The following is a 15,344-nucleotide window of genomic DNA, read 5'->3' as shown; positions in this document are numbered from 1 at the left end:
TTTGCTTTATCCATTAAGGCGCCACCGCACAAGGATTGTGCGTAAGATACGAAAGCAGATTGCGTGCCTTGTGCGGTGGTGCCTTAAATACCTTTGTGCAATCACTTGCAGGAAAAGACAGAGAGCGTAACAGCTTTCTGTCTTTTTTCTTTGGTGACATAAACGGGCGAACGCTGTTCGCCCCTACCGAAATGGCTCTATTCTTTGCATATGATACTATATCTGACGAATATTATTTCACATATGGTATTTGCGAGACTTTATATTATACTATATATAGCGTATAGACAAATATATATGTGATATCCTACAAAGTTGGCACATAAGTGCGAACTAACTGTAAACAAAGGCGTTTGCATATTGAACGGGCTGAGAAAATAATATATAATGGTTGTTGTCGGCCGAGGCAGGGCGGCACATATTATAATAGTATATAGGAGAGAAGAGTATGAAGAAAATATTGGATATATTCCTGCGAGCGTTTATGACGGGAATAGCTATCGCTATCGGCGGCACGGTCTACCTCAATTGCCCTAATAAGTATCTCGGTGCGTTCCTGTTCGGCACGGGGCTGTTCGTTATACTGAGCTTTGGGTTCAATCTTTTTACAGGCAAGGTGGGCTATGCGGTGGAGCGTGAGCCTGCATACTTGGGTGAACTTGGTATCATATGGCTCGGCAACTTTGCAGGTGCGGCGATGTCGGCTCTGCTCATAAGCTGCACAAGGATATCGGGCATAAGCGAGACCGCCAAAGGTCTTTGCGATATAAAGCTTTCTGACGATCTGCTGAGCATATTCATCTTAGCATTTTTCTGCGGAATCTTGATGTTCATTGCGGCAGACGGCAACAAGAACATCAAAAATCCTGTGGGGCAGATACTTGCCATATTCCTGCCCGTTGTGGTCTTTATTCTCAGCGGCTTTGAGCATTGCATTGCGAATATGTATTACTTCACCCTCGCAGGAGTTTGGAGCGCAAAGGCTTTCGGCTATCTGATAATAATGTCCCTTGGCAATGCTTGCGGCGGAATGTTGATACCGCTGGTTAGGAAAGGGTTTGTTAAGGAATAAAATATGATGTCACGGCGTTGGCGAACTTTTATTTGTCTGCCAACGCCTTTTTGTTTAATTATTTTTCTAATCGTCGTTATTCACAAAATATCGAAAAATCGACAAAAATTTCAAACTTTAACTTGTAATGAATTGAACATTGGTGTATAATTAAAGTGACACCTTTAGCAATAAATAACTTGTCGAGGTTAAATGTTCAGAGATCGTAGAACGGGAGCAAAGATTATGAAGAAAAAAAGGGTAGCGGCTCTGCTTACGGCAGCGGAAAAGAAAAGGAAAGCACCAAGAGTTACGATAACGTGCTCAATAAGGATAATCCTGTAACTATCACCATTTGGCACTATTATAACGGCGTACAGCTTATGGGCTTTGACGAGGCCGTGGAAGAGTTCAATAACACAGTCGGGCTTGAAAAGGGCATTATCGTTGAGGCTTATTCAAAGAACTCCGTGTCGGAGCTTGCCGACAGCGTTGTGTCTGCCGTTAAAAAGGACAGCGGCGCAGATACTCCGCCGGATATCTTCCAGACCTATGCCGAGACCGCCTATGTTGTCGATCAGCTTGACGGCCTTGCCGATATGAGCAAGTATTTCACAGACGAGCAGCTTTCCGAATATATAGACGGCTATATTTCCGAGGGCGAATTTGCCGGCGACGGTTCGCTGAAAATTTTCCCCATAGCAAAGAGTACGGAAGTTATGATGCTCAACCGCACTGATTGGCAGAAGTTTGCCGATGCAACAGGCGTTACCACTGACGACCTTAAGACTTGGGAAGGTATTGTGGACGTTTCCGAGAAATATTATAACTATACCGATGAGCAGACCCCTGACGTGCCAAACGACGGCAAAGCTTTCTTTGGCAGAGACTCTATTGCAAACTATATGAGCATTGGCGCAAAGCAGCTTGGCAGCGAACTTGTTACCTTGGATAAGGACGGCAACGCTACCCTCAATGCGGATAAGACCGCCCTCAGAAGGCTTTGGGATAACTACTATGTTCCGTATGTAAAGGGCTATTTCACCTCGCAGGGACGTTTCAGAAGCGAGGACGCAAAGATAGGCACTATCATCGCCTTTGTCTGCTCAACAACAGGAGCGCTCTATTTCCCGACGGAAGTGACCATCGGCGATGATGACACATATCCTATTGAGTGTACAGTTCTGCCTGTCCCAAACTTTGAGGGCACAGACCCTTATATCGTCCAGCAGGGCGCAGGCCTCAGCGTGCTCAAATCTGACGAAGCACACGAGTACGCAAGCGCAGTTTTCCTTGAGTGGTTCACACAGAAGGATAGAAATATCAATTTCTCTGTTGAGTCGGGCTATATCCCTGTCAAAAAGGACGCATGCGACTATTCACAGATAGAAAAGGTGTCAGCCGACGCAGGCAAGGAGCTTTCGGATATCTGCAAGGACACACTCAGCCTCGCTATCGACGAGATAAAGGATTATAACCTTTACACAATGCCGCCTTTCAAAAATTCCGCAGACGTGAGAACTTTCCTCGAAAGCCGTATCCAAGATACCGCACAGGCAGCCTATGACGAAGCTTCCGAAAAGATAAGCGGCGGTGAGGATAGGGAAAAAGTTCTTGCAGAGTACACAGGCGATGAAGCATTCGATAACTGGTATGAATCATTCTGCAAAGACCTTGAAGCCATAATCGAAAAATAGGAAGAATTGATAAATTGATTTTTAGGGGCATATTTGTTTTATGAAAAAAACGACTGATACAAGCAGGCTGACATTTAGAAAAAAGCAGAAAAAGCAGCACCCTTTCTTTGTTACGCTCTTTTTGTCAACGCTTATCCTTTCAATATTGCAGTTTGGCGCTTTTCTCGGCACGTTGTTCATCGGTGGCGAATTTTCCTATATCAAAAAATACGCCTATGACTCGATCTCCGAAAAGACCGAGAACAGAAAAAACTATGTCGAAAACACCATCGCAAATAAAATGCCCCTTGTTTATGAAGCCGAGAAGGATATCAACAGCATTACTGAAAAGGTCCTTGCGGAAAAGAACGTGGGCTTGGAAGCACTTTACACAGACAAGACCATAAGCAAAGCCATACTTAATAACAGCACTGAGACCCTTGTGACAATGCTGCGCCGTGGACTAATAAACGACGCTTTCATCGTCCTTGATACGGGGGACCTTTTTGACGAGGAAGGCAGCGACGGCGATACTTTGCCAACGGTCTATATCCGTGACGTCAATGTAACGAACGGCGCTGAAACAGATAACAAAAAGCTTTTCCTAGAAGCTGGCAGCGCCGATATTTCTAAAGACTATAATGTAATGCTGGACTCCGCTTGGACTGCATATATGCAGCTTTCCGGCGGCGAGGACGGCGATTTCGACTTCTACTATAAGACTATCAACACCGCACGGAACGATCCTAAGATAGACGTCGCCGACCTTGGCTATTGGAGCAGCTTTTCGTCTATATCCAAAACAGGCAGAAAAAGTATGCGTTATACTCTGCCCCTTGTGGCGGACGACGGCACAGTTTACGGCGTTGTGGGCTTTGGCCTTATGGAAAAAACTATCCTAAGCTATCTGCCGGGCAACGACCTGCCTAACGACCGCTCCTGCTATATCTTGGGCGTTGATACGGATAATGACGACAATTATCACCCTGTTTTGCACTCGGGCGCAATGTATAAAAGGCTGGTGGGTGAGGGCACAGTTTTAGGTCACGGCAATCAGATAGCAAAGAACGTGTTCGATTTCAACGCAAACAGCAGTATTGATGTGCCGACTGTTGGCTCCATAAAGGATATAAACATCTACAAATCTGACTCGCCATACAAGTATTGCAAGTGGGCGATAATATCGATTTCCGAAAAAAGCGAAGCGCTGAATATCTACAACAGCCTTGTAAAAATGTTCGTGATATCGTTTTTGATCTCTGCCGCTGCCACTATAATCGGTACTATAATAATGAACCGACACGTCACAAAGCCTGTTTCGAAGATAATAAAGACCCTTGACAACAGCAAAAACAGCGATAATGTTATCGAGTTCGCTTCTTCGGGAATACGAGAGATCGACCACCTGACAGAAGCCATCATCCAGCTTGAAGTCAACGTGAGGGAGCAGTCATCACGAGTTTCAAAGATGATCAGTATGTCCACCGCAGGCATTGGCGCATTTATGTACGACACAGCTAAGAAAACCGTTTTCATAAGCGAAAGTATGATGACCACCCTTGAATGTGATACTCTGCCGACAAAGGATACTACCATAACATTTGACAGGTTCGCAAGCCTTGTGGACAGTATAGATCAGAAAAACGGCACAAAGATAGGTGATTTCTTTGATGAGATATGCGCAGCCGCTGACGAAGCCGTTATCACAAGACAGTTTATGCTCCGCACCGATGAGAGCAGTCAGAAATGGTATAGGCTCAGCCTTCGCCGTGACAAGACCAATATATTGGGTCTTGTGCAGGACGTTACCCAGTCTGTAATGGAAATGAAAAAGGTCAAGTATGAGCGTGACTATGACGTGACGACAGGGCTTCTCAACAGGCGTGCATATTATCACAAGATAGAGAAAATGTTCCGTGAGCCGAAAAAGCTCAAAACTGCGGCGTTTATAATGTTCGATATCGACAACTTGAAATACGTCAACAATACCTACGGCCACGATTTCGGCGATGATTATATCTCCGCCACCGCAAATGTGCTGAAGAATTTCAATTATCACGGCGGCGTTGTGGCAAGAATGTCGGGCGATGAGTTCAACGTTTTCCTCAGCGGCTTTGACAGCAAGGACGAGATAAGAGCCATCGTTGAGGACGTGCGAAAGAAGCTTGAAGCAGGATATTGCATACTGAGCGACGGTTCGCATTACAGGCTGAGAGCCAGCGGCGGTATCTCTTGGTATCCCGACGACTCCACCTCATATGAAATGCTTATACGCTTTGCAGACTTTGCGATGTACACAATAAAGCACTCCACAAAGGGCAATATCGCCGAGTTTGACATTTCAAAATACACAAAGGACTCTATCCTCATCACAGGCGTTGAGGAAATGAACCGCATAATCGACACCGAGAGCATAAAGTACGCATTCCACAGCATAATCTCGGTCAAGACGGGTAAGATCTACGGCTATGAAGCCCTTATGCGTCCGCAGTCGGAAGTGTTCAAAGCGCCCCTTGACTTCATAAGGATAGCAAAGACCAGCGCAAAGCTTTACGAGATCGAGCGGCTGACTTGGAAGCTTGCCCTTAGAACGTTCCGTGAGCTTGTGGCAAACAAGTCCTTGTCTGGCGACACAAGGATATTCATAAACTCCATTTCAAACTGCATAATGAAACACGATGATATAAAAGAACTTGAGACGGAAAACAAGGATATACTGAAAAATATCGTCCTTGAAGTTCTCGAAAGCGAGGAAGCCAACATTGATTATGTGAACGCAAAGCAGGGCTGGATAAAGAGCCGTGGCGGACTGACCGCACTTGACGATTTCGGCAGCGGCTATAACAGCGAGTATGCGCTCATAACATTGAAGCCTGACATCATCAAGATCGACCGCTCCATAATAAGCGGCTGCGACCGTGACGAGGGCAAGGCTGACATCATCACAAAGCTTGTGCAGATAGCTTCTACAAAGAATATCCTAGTCCTCGCTGAGGGCGTTGAGACACAGGCGGAGCTTAAAAAGGTCATAGAATGCGGCGTTGACCTGCTGCAAGGCTTCTATTTCGGCAAGCCGACCTTTGAACCTTTGCCGTGCTCAGAAGATGCGACGGAGGAGATATTGAAGTTTGCGGGAGAGTTGGGGAAATGATATAATAGGTGTATTGGTCATATCTTGACAAAACTGCAAAAATGTGATATGATTTTTAGGTAATAATTTTAGGGCAAAGACGCTCCGTGTTTATCCACGGGGCGTTTTTTATTTTTAGGCTTTTAGGCGGTGATAAAAATGACAAGCAAAACAAGCAGCAAAAAGCGGCGAAGAGCGCTCAAAAGCCGCAATATCACCATTTGCGCAGTTGTGATATTCCTGCTCATAACCGTGCTGACACTTATCAGCGCAAGATATATGAGCGAGTGTATAAGCCGTGAAAACGCCGCCCAAGTCAATCGTGGGGAGCTTTCCGATTTGGGGCAGGAGCTTGCAGACGCCTCTGACTATCTCACCGACGAGGCAAGAAAATTCTCCGTGACAGGGGATGTTAAGCACCTTTACAACTATTGGTTCGAGGTCTATGAGGACAAGACCCGTGACCGTGTCATAAACAGCCTTTCAGCCCTCGATCCTCCCGAAAACGAGAGCCAGCTTCTTGCCGAGGCGAAAAAATATTCCGACACCCTTATCAAGACCGAAACGATCTCGATGAAGCTTATGCTCACCGCCGAGGGCATAACCGCTGACCAGTATAAAAATGGCAATGGCGATATCGACAGCAAAATAGCGGAATATATCGCACTTGTGGAAAACACCGAAATGCCCGAAGAATACAGCGGACTGACCCCTGCGGAAATGAAAGAGCGCTCCCGTGAAATGCTTTATGACAGCTTTTATAATGATTCCAAAACGATGATAATGTCGCCTATCGACCGCTTCCGCCACGCACTTAACAGGCGGCTCGATGCCGAGGTGGAAAACGCCGCCGCAGGCCGTGAGACCGCCTCGATGATACAGCTTGTGTGCTCCGTCAGCGTGCTTGTGATAATCGGCATAGTGCTTATCGTTTTTGAGCAGCTTTACGTCCGCCCCATAAACGATTATTCCGAAAGCCTTGATACCGCCGAACTCGATCTTTCAAACGTCCGTGTGTCGCCAAAGGGCGCATATGAGCTTTTCCATTTCGGCGAGCTTTTCAACCGTCTTTCTCAAACGCTGCAAAACGAGCTGAAAAAGCGTGAGCAGGCGGAAGCTCAGATGAAGCAGGCAAAGGACGAAGCCGACCGTGCAAACAGCGCAAAGAGCGACTTCCTCGCACAAATGAGCCACGAACTGCGAACGCCGCTCAACGCCATAACAGGCTATCTTTATCTGCTTTCAAAGACCGATCTTGAGGACAGCCAGCAGCGCTATGTCAAAAATATCGACACCGCTTCCGAAAATCTGCTGGGGCTTATAAACAATGTTCTTGATTTTTCAAAGATCGAGTCGGGCAATCTCCAGCTTGAATATACCGATCTCGACCTTGTAAAGCTGCTGGGCGATACCTATTCCATTATGGAAAGCGCCGCACTTTCAAAGGGCATTGCCCTGCGGCTCGATATTTCGGGGGATATCCCCAGCTTTGTCAGCGGCGACCCTCTGCGGTTGCAGCAGGTGCTTGTAAATCTGCTTGGCAATGCCGTGAAGTTCACGGAAAGCGGCGAGGTGGTGCTTGGCTGCAAATGCCTTGAAACAAAGGGCAGAACAGCCCTTGTGGAATTCTCCGTCACCGACTCGGGCGAGGGCATTGCACAGGACAAGCTTGAAAGCATTTTCGAGCCGTTTATCCAAAGCGACGCAGGCGTAACAAGACGTCACGGCGGAACAGGTCTCGGTCTGCCCATATCCCAGTCTATCGTCAAAGCGGCAAGCGGCGGAAAGCATAAGATAGAGGTCGTTTCTCAGCTTGGCAAAGGCTCGACTTTCACATTTTGTATGCCCTTTGACATCGCCGAACCGCCAAAGCCTCAGAGCGATAACGCCCCCATTGACGGTGAAGCCGCCGTCCAAGCCCACATACTTCTTGTGGACGACAACAAGGTCAACCTCGATATCGAGCGTGAGATACTTTGCACCTATGGCTTGCAGGTGGATATCGCCGACAGCGGAATGAAAGCTATCGACTATTGCCGCACACACCGCCCAGATATGATAATTTTGGACCTTCATATGCCCGATATGGACGGTTATGAGACCGCACGGCGCATAAGAGAGCTGGAGGGCTTTGGCATAACACCAATAATAGCCTTGACCGCCGACGTGGTATCGGGAATAGAGCAGAAAGTCTATGCCGCAGGAATGGACGGCTATATCTCAAAACCATTCCGCCCCGACGACCTCAGAAAGATGATATACAAATATCTCCATATCAGCAGGGCAATGCCTCAAAAGTCGGCTGAGCAGGGGGACGAGGTCTTTGACTGCGTTGCCTGCCTTGACGCCCTTGGCGGCAGCAAGACCATACTTTTTGATATCATCAAGCGCTTTATTTCCGAACATAGCAGCGACTGCGATTATATCTGTCAGCATATCAAAGCAGGCAATTATGCAAACGCAAGGATAATTCTCCACGATGTTATAGGAATTTCGGGCAACCTTTGCTGCAAAAAGCTTCACGAAAGTTCAAAGGCGCTCAGCGATATGTTGAAGTCTGATACGCCGCAAAACGCCGATACAGCAGACTTTGAAGCAGATTGGCAAATGGCAGTTAAGCGTCTGGGAGAGTTTTTGAAACTCACAGAAGACGGCACGGCTCGATCATCAGCGCAAGATCGACCAAAATTCGTCAGCGAACTTTTAGAACTCTGCGCAAATTTCGATATCTCAGCGGCGGACTATTTTGAGCGCCACAGGGGTGAGTTCAAAGACCATATGGACAAAACAAAATTCCGCAAACTTGAAGAATACATAAACAAATACGACCTTCTCAGCATTACACAGTCTGAGGAACTTTGGAGGTGAAAAACGTGTATAAAATACTCTTGGCTGAGGACGACGCCGATATGCGCTTTATCTATTCAAGAATGTCCGTTTGGAAGGACAGCGGCTTTGTTATCGCAAAGGAAGTCTCCAACGGCAGGGATGCCCTTGCGGCGGTGAAAAGCGAAAAGTTCGACCTTGTGCTAACGGATATCAGAATGCCTTTTATCGACGGTATTCAGCTTCTTGAAAAGATGAACGAGCTTGGCATTTCAATCGCCGTGGTGTTCATAAGTTCATACGATGAGTTCGAGTATGCCCGAAAAGGCCTTGTGCTTGGTGCTTTCGATTATCTTTTAAAGCCAGTCAACGAGCAAAAGCTTGGCGATATGCTAAAGCGTGTGGGCGATAAGCTTGCAGAGCAAAAAGGTCAGAACACTTTCGCCGACAATGTGCTTTGCGCACTTGAAGCCCTTGGCAAAAGGGCGGAGGACAACTTCACTCAGGATATCTGCGCATATTTTTCAAACACAAGCTGCCGTGATATCTCCGTGGAGCAGGCGGCAGAGCATTTCGGCTTCAGCCGTGACTATTTCGGCAAAATGTTCCGCCGACAGCTAGGCGAAAGCTTCAGCCGCTTCAGCACCCTTGTGAAGATAGAATATGCCAAAGAGCTTTTGCGGCAAAGCGGCTTAAAGACCTATGAGATAAGCGAAGAGCTTGGCTATTCCAGCGCAGATTATTTCACAAAGGTGTTCAAGGATATAACAGGTCTGTCCCCTGCGCAGTATAAACAGCGCAAATAATACCGACTTGTCTGAAAAATATAGGATTTTCTCTGATTTTTAGTGTTTTTATCTTCCACTCCCTGTGCTATACTATAAGCACAGGAGGTGATAGAAATGGACAATTTCGTTATAACCATTGCCCGAGGCTTTGGAAGCGGCGGCAAGCAGATAGGACTTGCGCTTTCAAAACAGCTTGGAATCCCCTGTTATGAAAGCCAGATACTCAGTATGGCTTCAAATTACAGCGGGATAAACAAGGATCTTTTCTTTCAGGTGGACGAAAAGCTGAGAGGTTATCACCTTATCAAAAGGCTTATGAAATCCGCCAATAAGGATGATATCGTCGAACCGACGGACAAGAGCTTCATTTCTGACGTCAATCTTTACAACATTCAGGCGAAGATAATAAAGGAGCTTGGCAAGCAGCAGTCCTGCATTATCATCGGAAAATGCGCAAATCACCTGCTGCGTGATTATGACAACACAGTCAGCGTCTATATCGAAGCGCCGAGGGCGTTCTGCGTGAAAAACGTTATCGAGCGGCTGGGCGTCACCGAAGAGGAAGCCCACAAGATGATATATCAGACGGACCGCTACCGTGCCGATTACTATAAGTATTACACCGGCGGCGAGACCTGGACGAACCCCGTGCTTTACGATATGACCCTTAATTCCGACCGTATCGGAATGGACAAATGCACAGAGCTCATTATCCAATATCTGAAAATTAAGCTTGGCGATGATATCATCGACAAAAAGGGCACAGCTGAAAACGACAAGGCGCTCAAACAGCTGGGATTGTTCTAATTGAGCAAAAATCAAATATCACAACAATGAAGTTGGTTTATCTGCAAAAGGAAAATATCCTTTAGGTCAGAGAGCCAATTTTTTTATTGCCATTAAAAATGAAAATAGGAAAGTAAAAAGAAAACAGTAAAATGAATTGGAGGAAAACACTATGAAAAAGACAAGAATGAAGAGATTTTTAGCGGTGCTTTCGGCAGCAGCCCTCACGGCAACAATGCTCACAGCCTGCGGTTCAAGCGGCGGCTCAAGCAGCGGCGACGGCGATACGGTCAAGGTCGGACTTCTCCATTCGCTGACAGGTTCAATGGCGATCAGCGAAAAGTCAGTCCGTGACGCCGAAGTCCTTGCTATCAAGGAGATCAACGCAGCAGGCGGCGTAAACGGCAAGCAGATCGAGTACGTCGAAGAGGACGGCGCTTCCGAGCCTTCAACATTTGCAACAAAGGCAGAAAAGCTTATCGACAGCGAAGGCGTTTCAACTATTTTCGGTTGCTGGACTTCATCATCAAGAAAGGCTGTAAAGCCTATCGTCGAGGAATACGGCTCTCTGCTTTGGTATCCTGTTCAGTATGAAGGAATGGAAAGTTCCACCAATATCGTCTATACAGGCGCCGCACCAAACCAGCAGATCGTCCCTGCCATCGACTATCTTCTCGAGCAGGGCTATAAGAAATTCTTCCTTCTCGGCTCTGACTATGTTTTCCCGAGAACAGCAAATATGATAATCAACGCACAGCTTGAAGCTAAGGGCGCTGAGGTGGTCGGCGAAGAGTATGCCGATATGGATCAGACAGATTTTGCCGCTATCATCTCAAAGATCGAAGCCGCAAAGCCTGACGTTATCATCAATACCCTCAACGGAACAGGCAACGTTTCATTCTTCAAGCAGATGTCTGAAAAGAACTATTCCAGCAAGGAATATATGACAATGTCATTCTCTATCGCAGAGGAAGAGGTCGCAACTATCGGCGCAGATATCCTCAAGGGTCATATGGTATCTTGGAACTATTATCAGACAACAGATACAGAAAAGAACAAGGACTTTGTAAAGGCATATAAGGACGCATACGGCGAGAACAGAGTAACTTCCGACCCTGCGGAAGCCGCATATGACGCAGTTTACCTTTGGAAGGCAGCCTGCGAAAAGGCAGACAGCTTCGAGCCTGAGGACGTTATCAAGGCAGTTGAATCGGGCGAGATCTCATTCGACGCACCTGAGGGCACAGTAACTATCCAGGGCGATAACCACCACCTTGTAAAGCCTGTAAGGATCGGACAGGTCGGCGACGACGGACTTATCAATGAAATTTACGCAACAGACCCCGTTGCCCCAGACCCATATCTTTCAACATATGACTGGGCTGTCAAGGCAGGTATCCAGCCTCTTGAATAAGCAAGATCTCAAGCAAATATCTCCCTAATAATAAATCCTCTGTAAGTATCCGATATTGCACAGTCCGCCAAAGGGCTGTGCAATATTAGGGTAACGAAAGGACGTGGCAAAATCTATGGATCGTTTCATAAACACTCTGTTCAACGGCGCCAGCCTTAGTTCTATCATACTTCTAACCTCTCTCGGCCTTGCAATAACCTTCGGCCTTATGAGGGTCATCAATATGGCTCACGGCGAGTTCGTTATGATAGGCGCATATACGACATATGTCGTTCAGCAGATATTCGTAAAGTATTGTCCCGAAAGTATTCGTGACGTTTATTATTTTATCGCCATACCCGCAGCCTTTGGTGTGACCTTCATCCTCGGCAGCCTGCTTGAAAAGTTCATAATCTCCCGACTGTACGGACGAGAGATCGATAGCTTGCTTGCGACTTGGGGCATAAGCCTTATCTTGCAGCAGGCGGCAAGAAGCATTTTCGGCACACAGGGCGTGAACGTCACAGCGCCGTCATTTTTAAACGGCGGCATAAAGATAGGCGGCTGCACATTCTCTTATAACAGACTTTTCATTATCCTGCTGGTGGCGCTTTGCCTGCTGCTGGTATGGTTTATTATGTATAAGTCGAATTTCGGCAAGCAGATGAGAGCCGTTATGCAAAACCGCACAATGGCAAAATGTATGGGCATTAACTCACGAAAGGTCGATAACATCACCTTCGCTATCGGCTCAGGTCTTGCAGGTATCGCAGGCTGTTCCGTTGCTCTTCTCGGCTCGATAGACTCAACTGTCGGTCAAAGCTATATCGTAAACAGCTTTATGGCAGTCGTCCTCGGCGGCGTCGGAAAGCTTCTCGGCACAGTTATCGGCTCTGTAATAATCGGCTCAGCCAGCATTTTCACAGAAAATTATACTTCGTCCACCATCGCAAAAGCTATCGTTCTGCTTATCGTGATAATCTTCCTGCAAAAGCGTCCGCAGGGACTTTTCGTTATCAAGAGCAGAAATCTTGACGAGTAAGGAGGTGTTCTGGTCAATGAAACAAAATGGACAAAATGCGTTAAGCAGATTTTTCAAAAAAAGAGGAGCTGCCGTAAGCTTCCTTATAATAGTCGCAATACTTGGCATTATGCCCCTGCTTCTCAATGCCGGAATGCTCTCCGGCTCATCGACGGTGCTTTTCCTCGGCAAGTGTATGGCGTTCGCCATCGCCGCAATGGGTATCGACCTTATTTGGGGTTATACGGGCATTCTTAGTCTCGGCCACGGTCTATATTTCGCTCTCGGCGGATATTGTATGGCAATGTACCTAAAGCTCCAAGAAACAGGGGGCAGGATAACAGACTTTATGCACATCGGCGGCCTTGACGAGCTTCCGCTAATATGGAAGCCCTTTAATTCCTTTGCGCTGACACTTATCCTTATCATCGCCGTGCCGTCAATAGTTGCCTTTGTTATCGGCTATTTCATCTTCAAAAATCGTGTAAAAGGCGTTTATTTCTCCATAATCTCACAAGCGCTGACCTGGGCGGCTTATTCTATCTTCATCGCCCTTTCAACATACACAAACGGCAACGTTGGTATCACCGAGATCAAAACTATCTTCGGCAGCATAAAGGGCAACCTCCACCGCACAGAAATGTTCAAACTCTATTACCTTTCTCTTATCCTTATGACCCTTATCTTTGCCCTGTCAAGATTTCTCGTCAGCCGCAAGTTCGGCAAGCTTCTCATCGCAATAAGAGACGGCGAGAACAGAACTTATTTTTCTGGCTATAAAGTAAGCGCATTCAAGAACTTCATCTATGTTCTCTCCGCTGCCTTTGCAGGTATCGCAGGCGCAGTTTTCGTAAACTTCAACGGAAGCATAACTCCGTCCCAAATGACTATCTCATATTCTATCACAATGGTTATATGGGTGGCAGTTGGCGGAAGAGGTACTATCATCGGCGCTGTTATCGGCGCATTCCTCATCAATCTCTGCGAGTATAACCTCAGTTCCGGCAGTATGGTAGAAATATGGCAGTACATAATCGGCGCAGTTTTCTGCGTGACGATCATCTTCTTCAAGAGCGGTATTGTGGGCATTGTGAGCGAACAACTCCCAACACTTTTCCGCAAACTCAGATCAAAGGACGGCAAAACAGCTTCATCAAAAGCAAAGGAGGCGGCGTAAAATGAGTGCAAATGTCAATACCAATACGCAGGACGTTGTCCTTGAGATAAACAATATCTCCGTTTCCTTTGACGGCTTTTACGCCCTCACAGAGGTCAAAACAAAGGTTATGCGCAACAGCATACACTTTTTTATCGGCCCAAACGGCGCAGGCAAAACAACGCTTCTCGATATAATCTGCGCCAAAACAAAGCCCACCTCGGGTACAGTAATATTCCACCCCAAGGGCAGGGAAGCCGTAAGGCTCACAGGAATGAAAGAGTATAAGATAGTCCAGCAGGGCGTGGGAAGAAAATTTCAAGTGCCATCGGTCTTTGTCAACCTCACCGTGGAGGAGAATATGATACTCTCCCTCAAAGGCCACAAGGGCATAATGGATTCAATCTTTAGAAAGCCCTCAAAGGAGGATATGGAAAATATCCGCTCCACACTTCAGCGTGTAGGCCTTGAGGACAAAGCAGACGAACGTGCAGGCAGCCTTGCCCACGGACAAAAGCAATGGCTTGAGATAGCAATGCAGCTTGTGCAAAAGCCAGAGATAATAATGCTCGACGAGCCTGCCGCAGGTATGGGCAAGCCCGAAACCTTCCGCACAGGCGAGATACTAAAGGAAATAAAGAAAGAGTGCACAATAATCGTCATCGAACACGATATGGACTTTGTAAAGCAGGCCGCCGATATCGTCACAGTTCTCCACGAGGGCAAAATGCTTATGGAGGGCAATATAAACGACGTCCTTGCGGACAAGACAGTTCAGGCGGTATATTTGGGAAGAGGGGGCGAGTAAAAATGCTCAGTATCAAAGATGTTGACTCTTATTACGGCGAGAGCCGTGTGATAGAAAATCTCAGCTTTGAGGTGGAAAAAGGCAAGATAGTCGGACTTATCGGCAGAAACGGCGTGGGCAAAAGCACCACCCTCAAAAGCATAATGGGCATAGTAAAGACCCTGAAAGGCGAGATTATTTTCGACGGCGATGATATCATCAAAAAGCCCGTCTATGAGCGTGTAAAGCTTGGTATCGGCTATGTGCCTCAAGGTCGTGATATCTTTCCGCAAATGACCGTTGAAGAGAATATCGAACTTGGCCTCCAGCCAAAGGGCGGCAAGGGCAAAGTCCCCGACTATATCTATGACCTGTTCCCGATACTTCCGAAATTCGCCAAGCGTAAAGGCGGCGACCTTTCGGGCGGTCAACAGCAGCAGCTCGCCATTGCAAGAGCCTTGGCGGCCGAGCCGAAAATACTTATCCTCGATGAACCCACCGAGGGAATACAGCCCTCGATCATACAGGATATCGGCGCAGCTATAAGAAAGATCAACGAGTGGAAAGGCATAACCGTCCTGCTTGTTGAGCAGTATCTTGACTTTGTTCTTGAAAATACCCACAAGCTTTATGTAATGGAAAAGGGCGAGATAGTCTATTCCAATGAAACAAAGCTTGCAGATAAGGACGAAGTCCAGCGGCTTATGACAGAATGATATTTATTAACAGA

General features: G+C 46.9%; 11 protein-coding genes. All 11 read left to right on the top strand.

Annotated features, from left to right (window positions below; translation table 11 throughout):
* The first annotated feature begins 448 nt into the window (after positions 1 to 448).
* The 11 genes from QZ371_RS10290 to urtE all read left to right on the top strand — a co-directional run bounded on the left by QZ371_RS10290 (position 449) and on the right by urtE (position 15,330).
* Positions 449 to 1,072, top strand: coding sequence for a formate/nitrite transporter family protein (locus QZ371_RS10290; RefSeq protein ID WP_295212200.1), 624 nt, complete (start codon positions 449 to 451; stop codon positions 1,070 to 1,072).
* A 299-nt stretch (positions 1,073 to 1,371) separates the two neighbouring features.
* Positions 1,372 to 2,748 carry an extracellular solute-binding protein gene (locus QZ371_RS10285; RefSeq protein ID WP_295212198.1) on the top strand — a complete coding sequence of 459 codons (1,377 nt, stop codon included), beginning with the start codon at positions 1,372 to 1,374 and terminating at the stop codon, positions 2,746 to 2,748.
* 40 nt (positions 2,749 to 2,788) lie between these two features.
* Complete coding sequence (locus tag QZ371_RS10280; RefSeq protein WP_295212194.1) at positions 2,789 to 5,878, top strand: bifunctional diguanylate cyclase/phosphodiesterase; 3,090 nt, start codon at positions 2,789 to 2,791, stop codon at positions 5,876 to 5,878.
* Positions 5,879 to 6,016: 138 nt separating this feature from the next.
* Positions 6,017 to 8,725 carry a response regulator gene (locus QZ371_RS10275; protein WP_295212190.1) on the top strand — a complete coding sequence of 903 codons (2,709 nt, stop codon included), beginning with the start codon at positions 6,017 to 6,019 and terminating at the stop codon, positions 8,723 to 8,725.
* A 5-nt stretch (positions 8,726 to 8,730) separates the two neighbouring features.
* Positions 8,731 to 9,489, top strand: coding sequence for a response regulator (locus QZ371_RS10270; protein ID WP_295212189.1), 759 nt, complete (start codon positions 8,731 to 8,733; stop codon positions 9,487 to 9,489).
* Between the two features lie 96 nt (positions 9,490 to 9,585).
* Positions 9,586 to 10,278, top strand: coding sequence for an AAA family ATPase (locus QZ371_RS10265; RefSeq protein ID WP_295212186.1), 693 nt, complete (start codon positions 9,586 to 9,588; stop codon positions 10,276 to 10,278).
* Between the two features lie 151 nt (positions 10,279 to 10,429).
* Positions 10,430 to 11,671, top strand: a complete 1,242-nt coding sequence (urtA, locus tag QZ371_RS10260; RefSeq protein ID WP_295212183.1) for an urea ABC transporter substrate-binding protein — start codon at positions 10,430 to 10,432, stop codon at positions 11,669 to 11,671.
* Positions 11,672 to 11,786: 115 nt separating this feature from the next.
* Complete coding sequence (gene urtB, locus QZ371_RS10255; RefSeq protein ID WP_295212176.1) at positions 11,787 to 12,692, top strand: urea ABC transporter permease subunit UrtB; 906 nt, start codon at positions 11,787 to 11,789, stop codon at positions 12,690 to 12,692.
* Positions 12,693 to 12,708: 16 nt separating this feature from the next.
* Complete coding sequence (urtC, locus tag QZ371_RS10250) at positions 12,709 to 13,848, top strand: urea ABC transporter permease subunit UrtC (RefSeq protein WP_295212171.1); 1,140 nt, start codon at positions 12,709 to 12,711, stop codon at positions 13,846 to 13,848.
* A gap of 1 nt (position 13,849) precedes the next feature.
* The gene (urtD, locus tag QZ371_RS10245) at positions 13,850 to 14,635 is read left to right on the top strand and encodes an urea ABC transporter ATP-binding protein UrtD (protein ID WP_295212169.1); all 786 of its coding nucleotides are present in this window, start codon (positions 13,850 to 13,852) and stop codon (positions 14,633 to 14,635) included.
* Between the two features lie 2 nt (positions 14,636 to 14,637).
* Positions 14,638 to 15,330: an urea ABC transporter ATP-binding subunit UrtE gene (gene urtE / locus QZ371_RS10240; RefSeq protein WP_295212161.1), complete on the top strand. Its 693-nt coding sequence runs from the start codon at positions 14,638 to 14,640 to the stop codon at positions 15,328 to 15,330.
* Positions 15,331 to 15,344: the final 14 nt, after the last annotated feature.

The organism is Ruminococcus sp., assembly GCF_019423705.1.
Taxonomy (GTDB): Bacteria; Bacillota; Clostridia; order Oscillospirales; family Ruminococcaceae; genus Hominimerdicola.
The sequence above is the reverse complement of the archived record's forward strand: the minus strand, read 5'-3'. Positions and strand labels throughout refer to the sequence as shown.

Bases quoted from the DNA above. Each gene is read 5' to 3' on its own strand.
- QZ371_RS10290 (WP_295212200.1), top strand. From the start codon at position 449: ATGAAGAAAATATTGGATATATTCCTGCGAGCGTTTATGACGGGAATA.
- QZ371_RS10280 (WP_295212194.1), top strand. From the start codon at position 2,789: ATGAAAAAAACGACTGATACAAGCAGGCTGACATTTAGAAAAAAGCAG.
- QZ371_RS10275 (WP_295212190.1), top strand. From the start codon at position 6,017: ATGACAAGCAAAACAAGCAGCAAAAAGCGGCGAAGAGCGCTCAAAAGC.
- QZ371_RS10265 (WP_295212186.1), top strand. From the start codon at position 9,586: ATGGACAATTTCGTTATAACCATTGCCCGAGGCTTTGGAAGCGGCGGC.
- urtA (WP_295212183.1), top strand. From the start codon at position 10,430: ATGAAAAAGACAAGAATGAAGAGATTTTTAGCGGTGCTTTCGGCAGCA.
- urtB (WP_295212176.1), top strand. From the start codon at position 11,787: ATGGATCGTTTCATAAACACTCTGTTCAACGGCGCCAGCCTTAGTTCT.
- urtC (WP_295212171.1), top strand. From the start codon at position 12,709: ATGAAACAAAATGGACAAAATGCGTTAAGCAGATTTTTCAAAAAAAGA.
- urtD (WP_295212169.1), top strand. From the start codon at position 13,850: ATGAGTGCAAATGTCAATACCAATACGCAGGACGTTGTCCTTGAGATA.
- urtE (WP_295212161.1), top strand. From the start codon at position 14,638: ATGCTCAGTATCAAAGATGTTGACTCTTATTACGGCGAGAGCCGTGTG.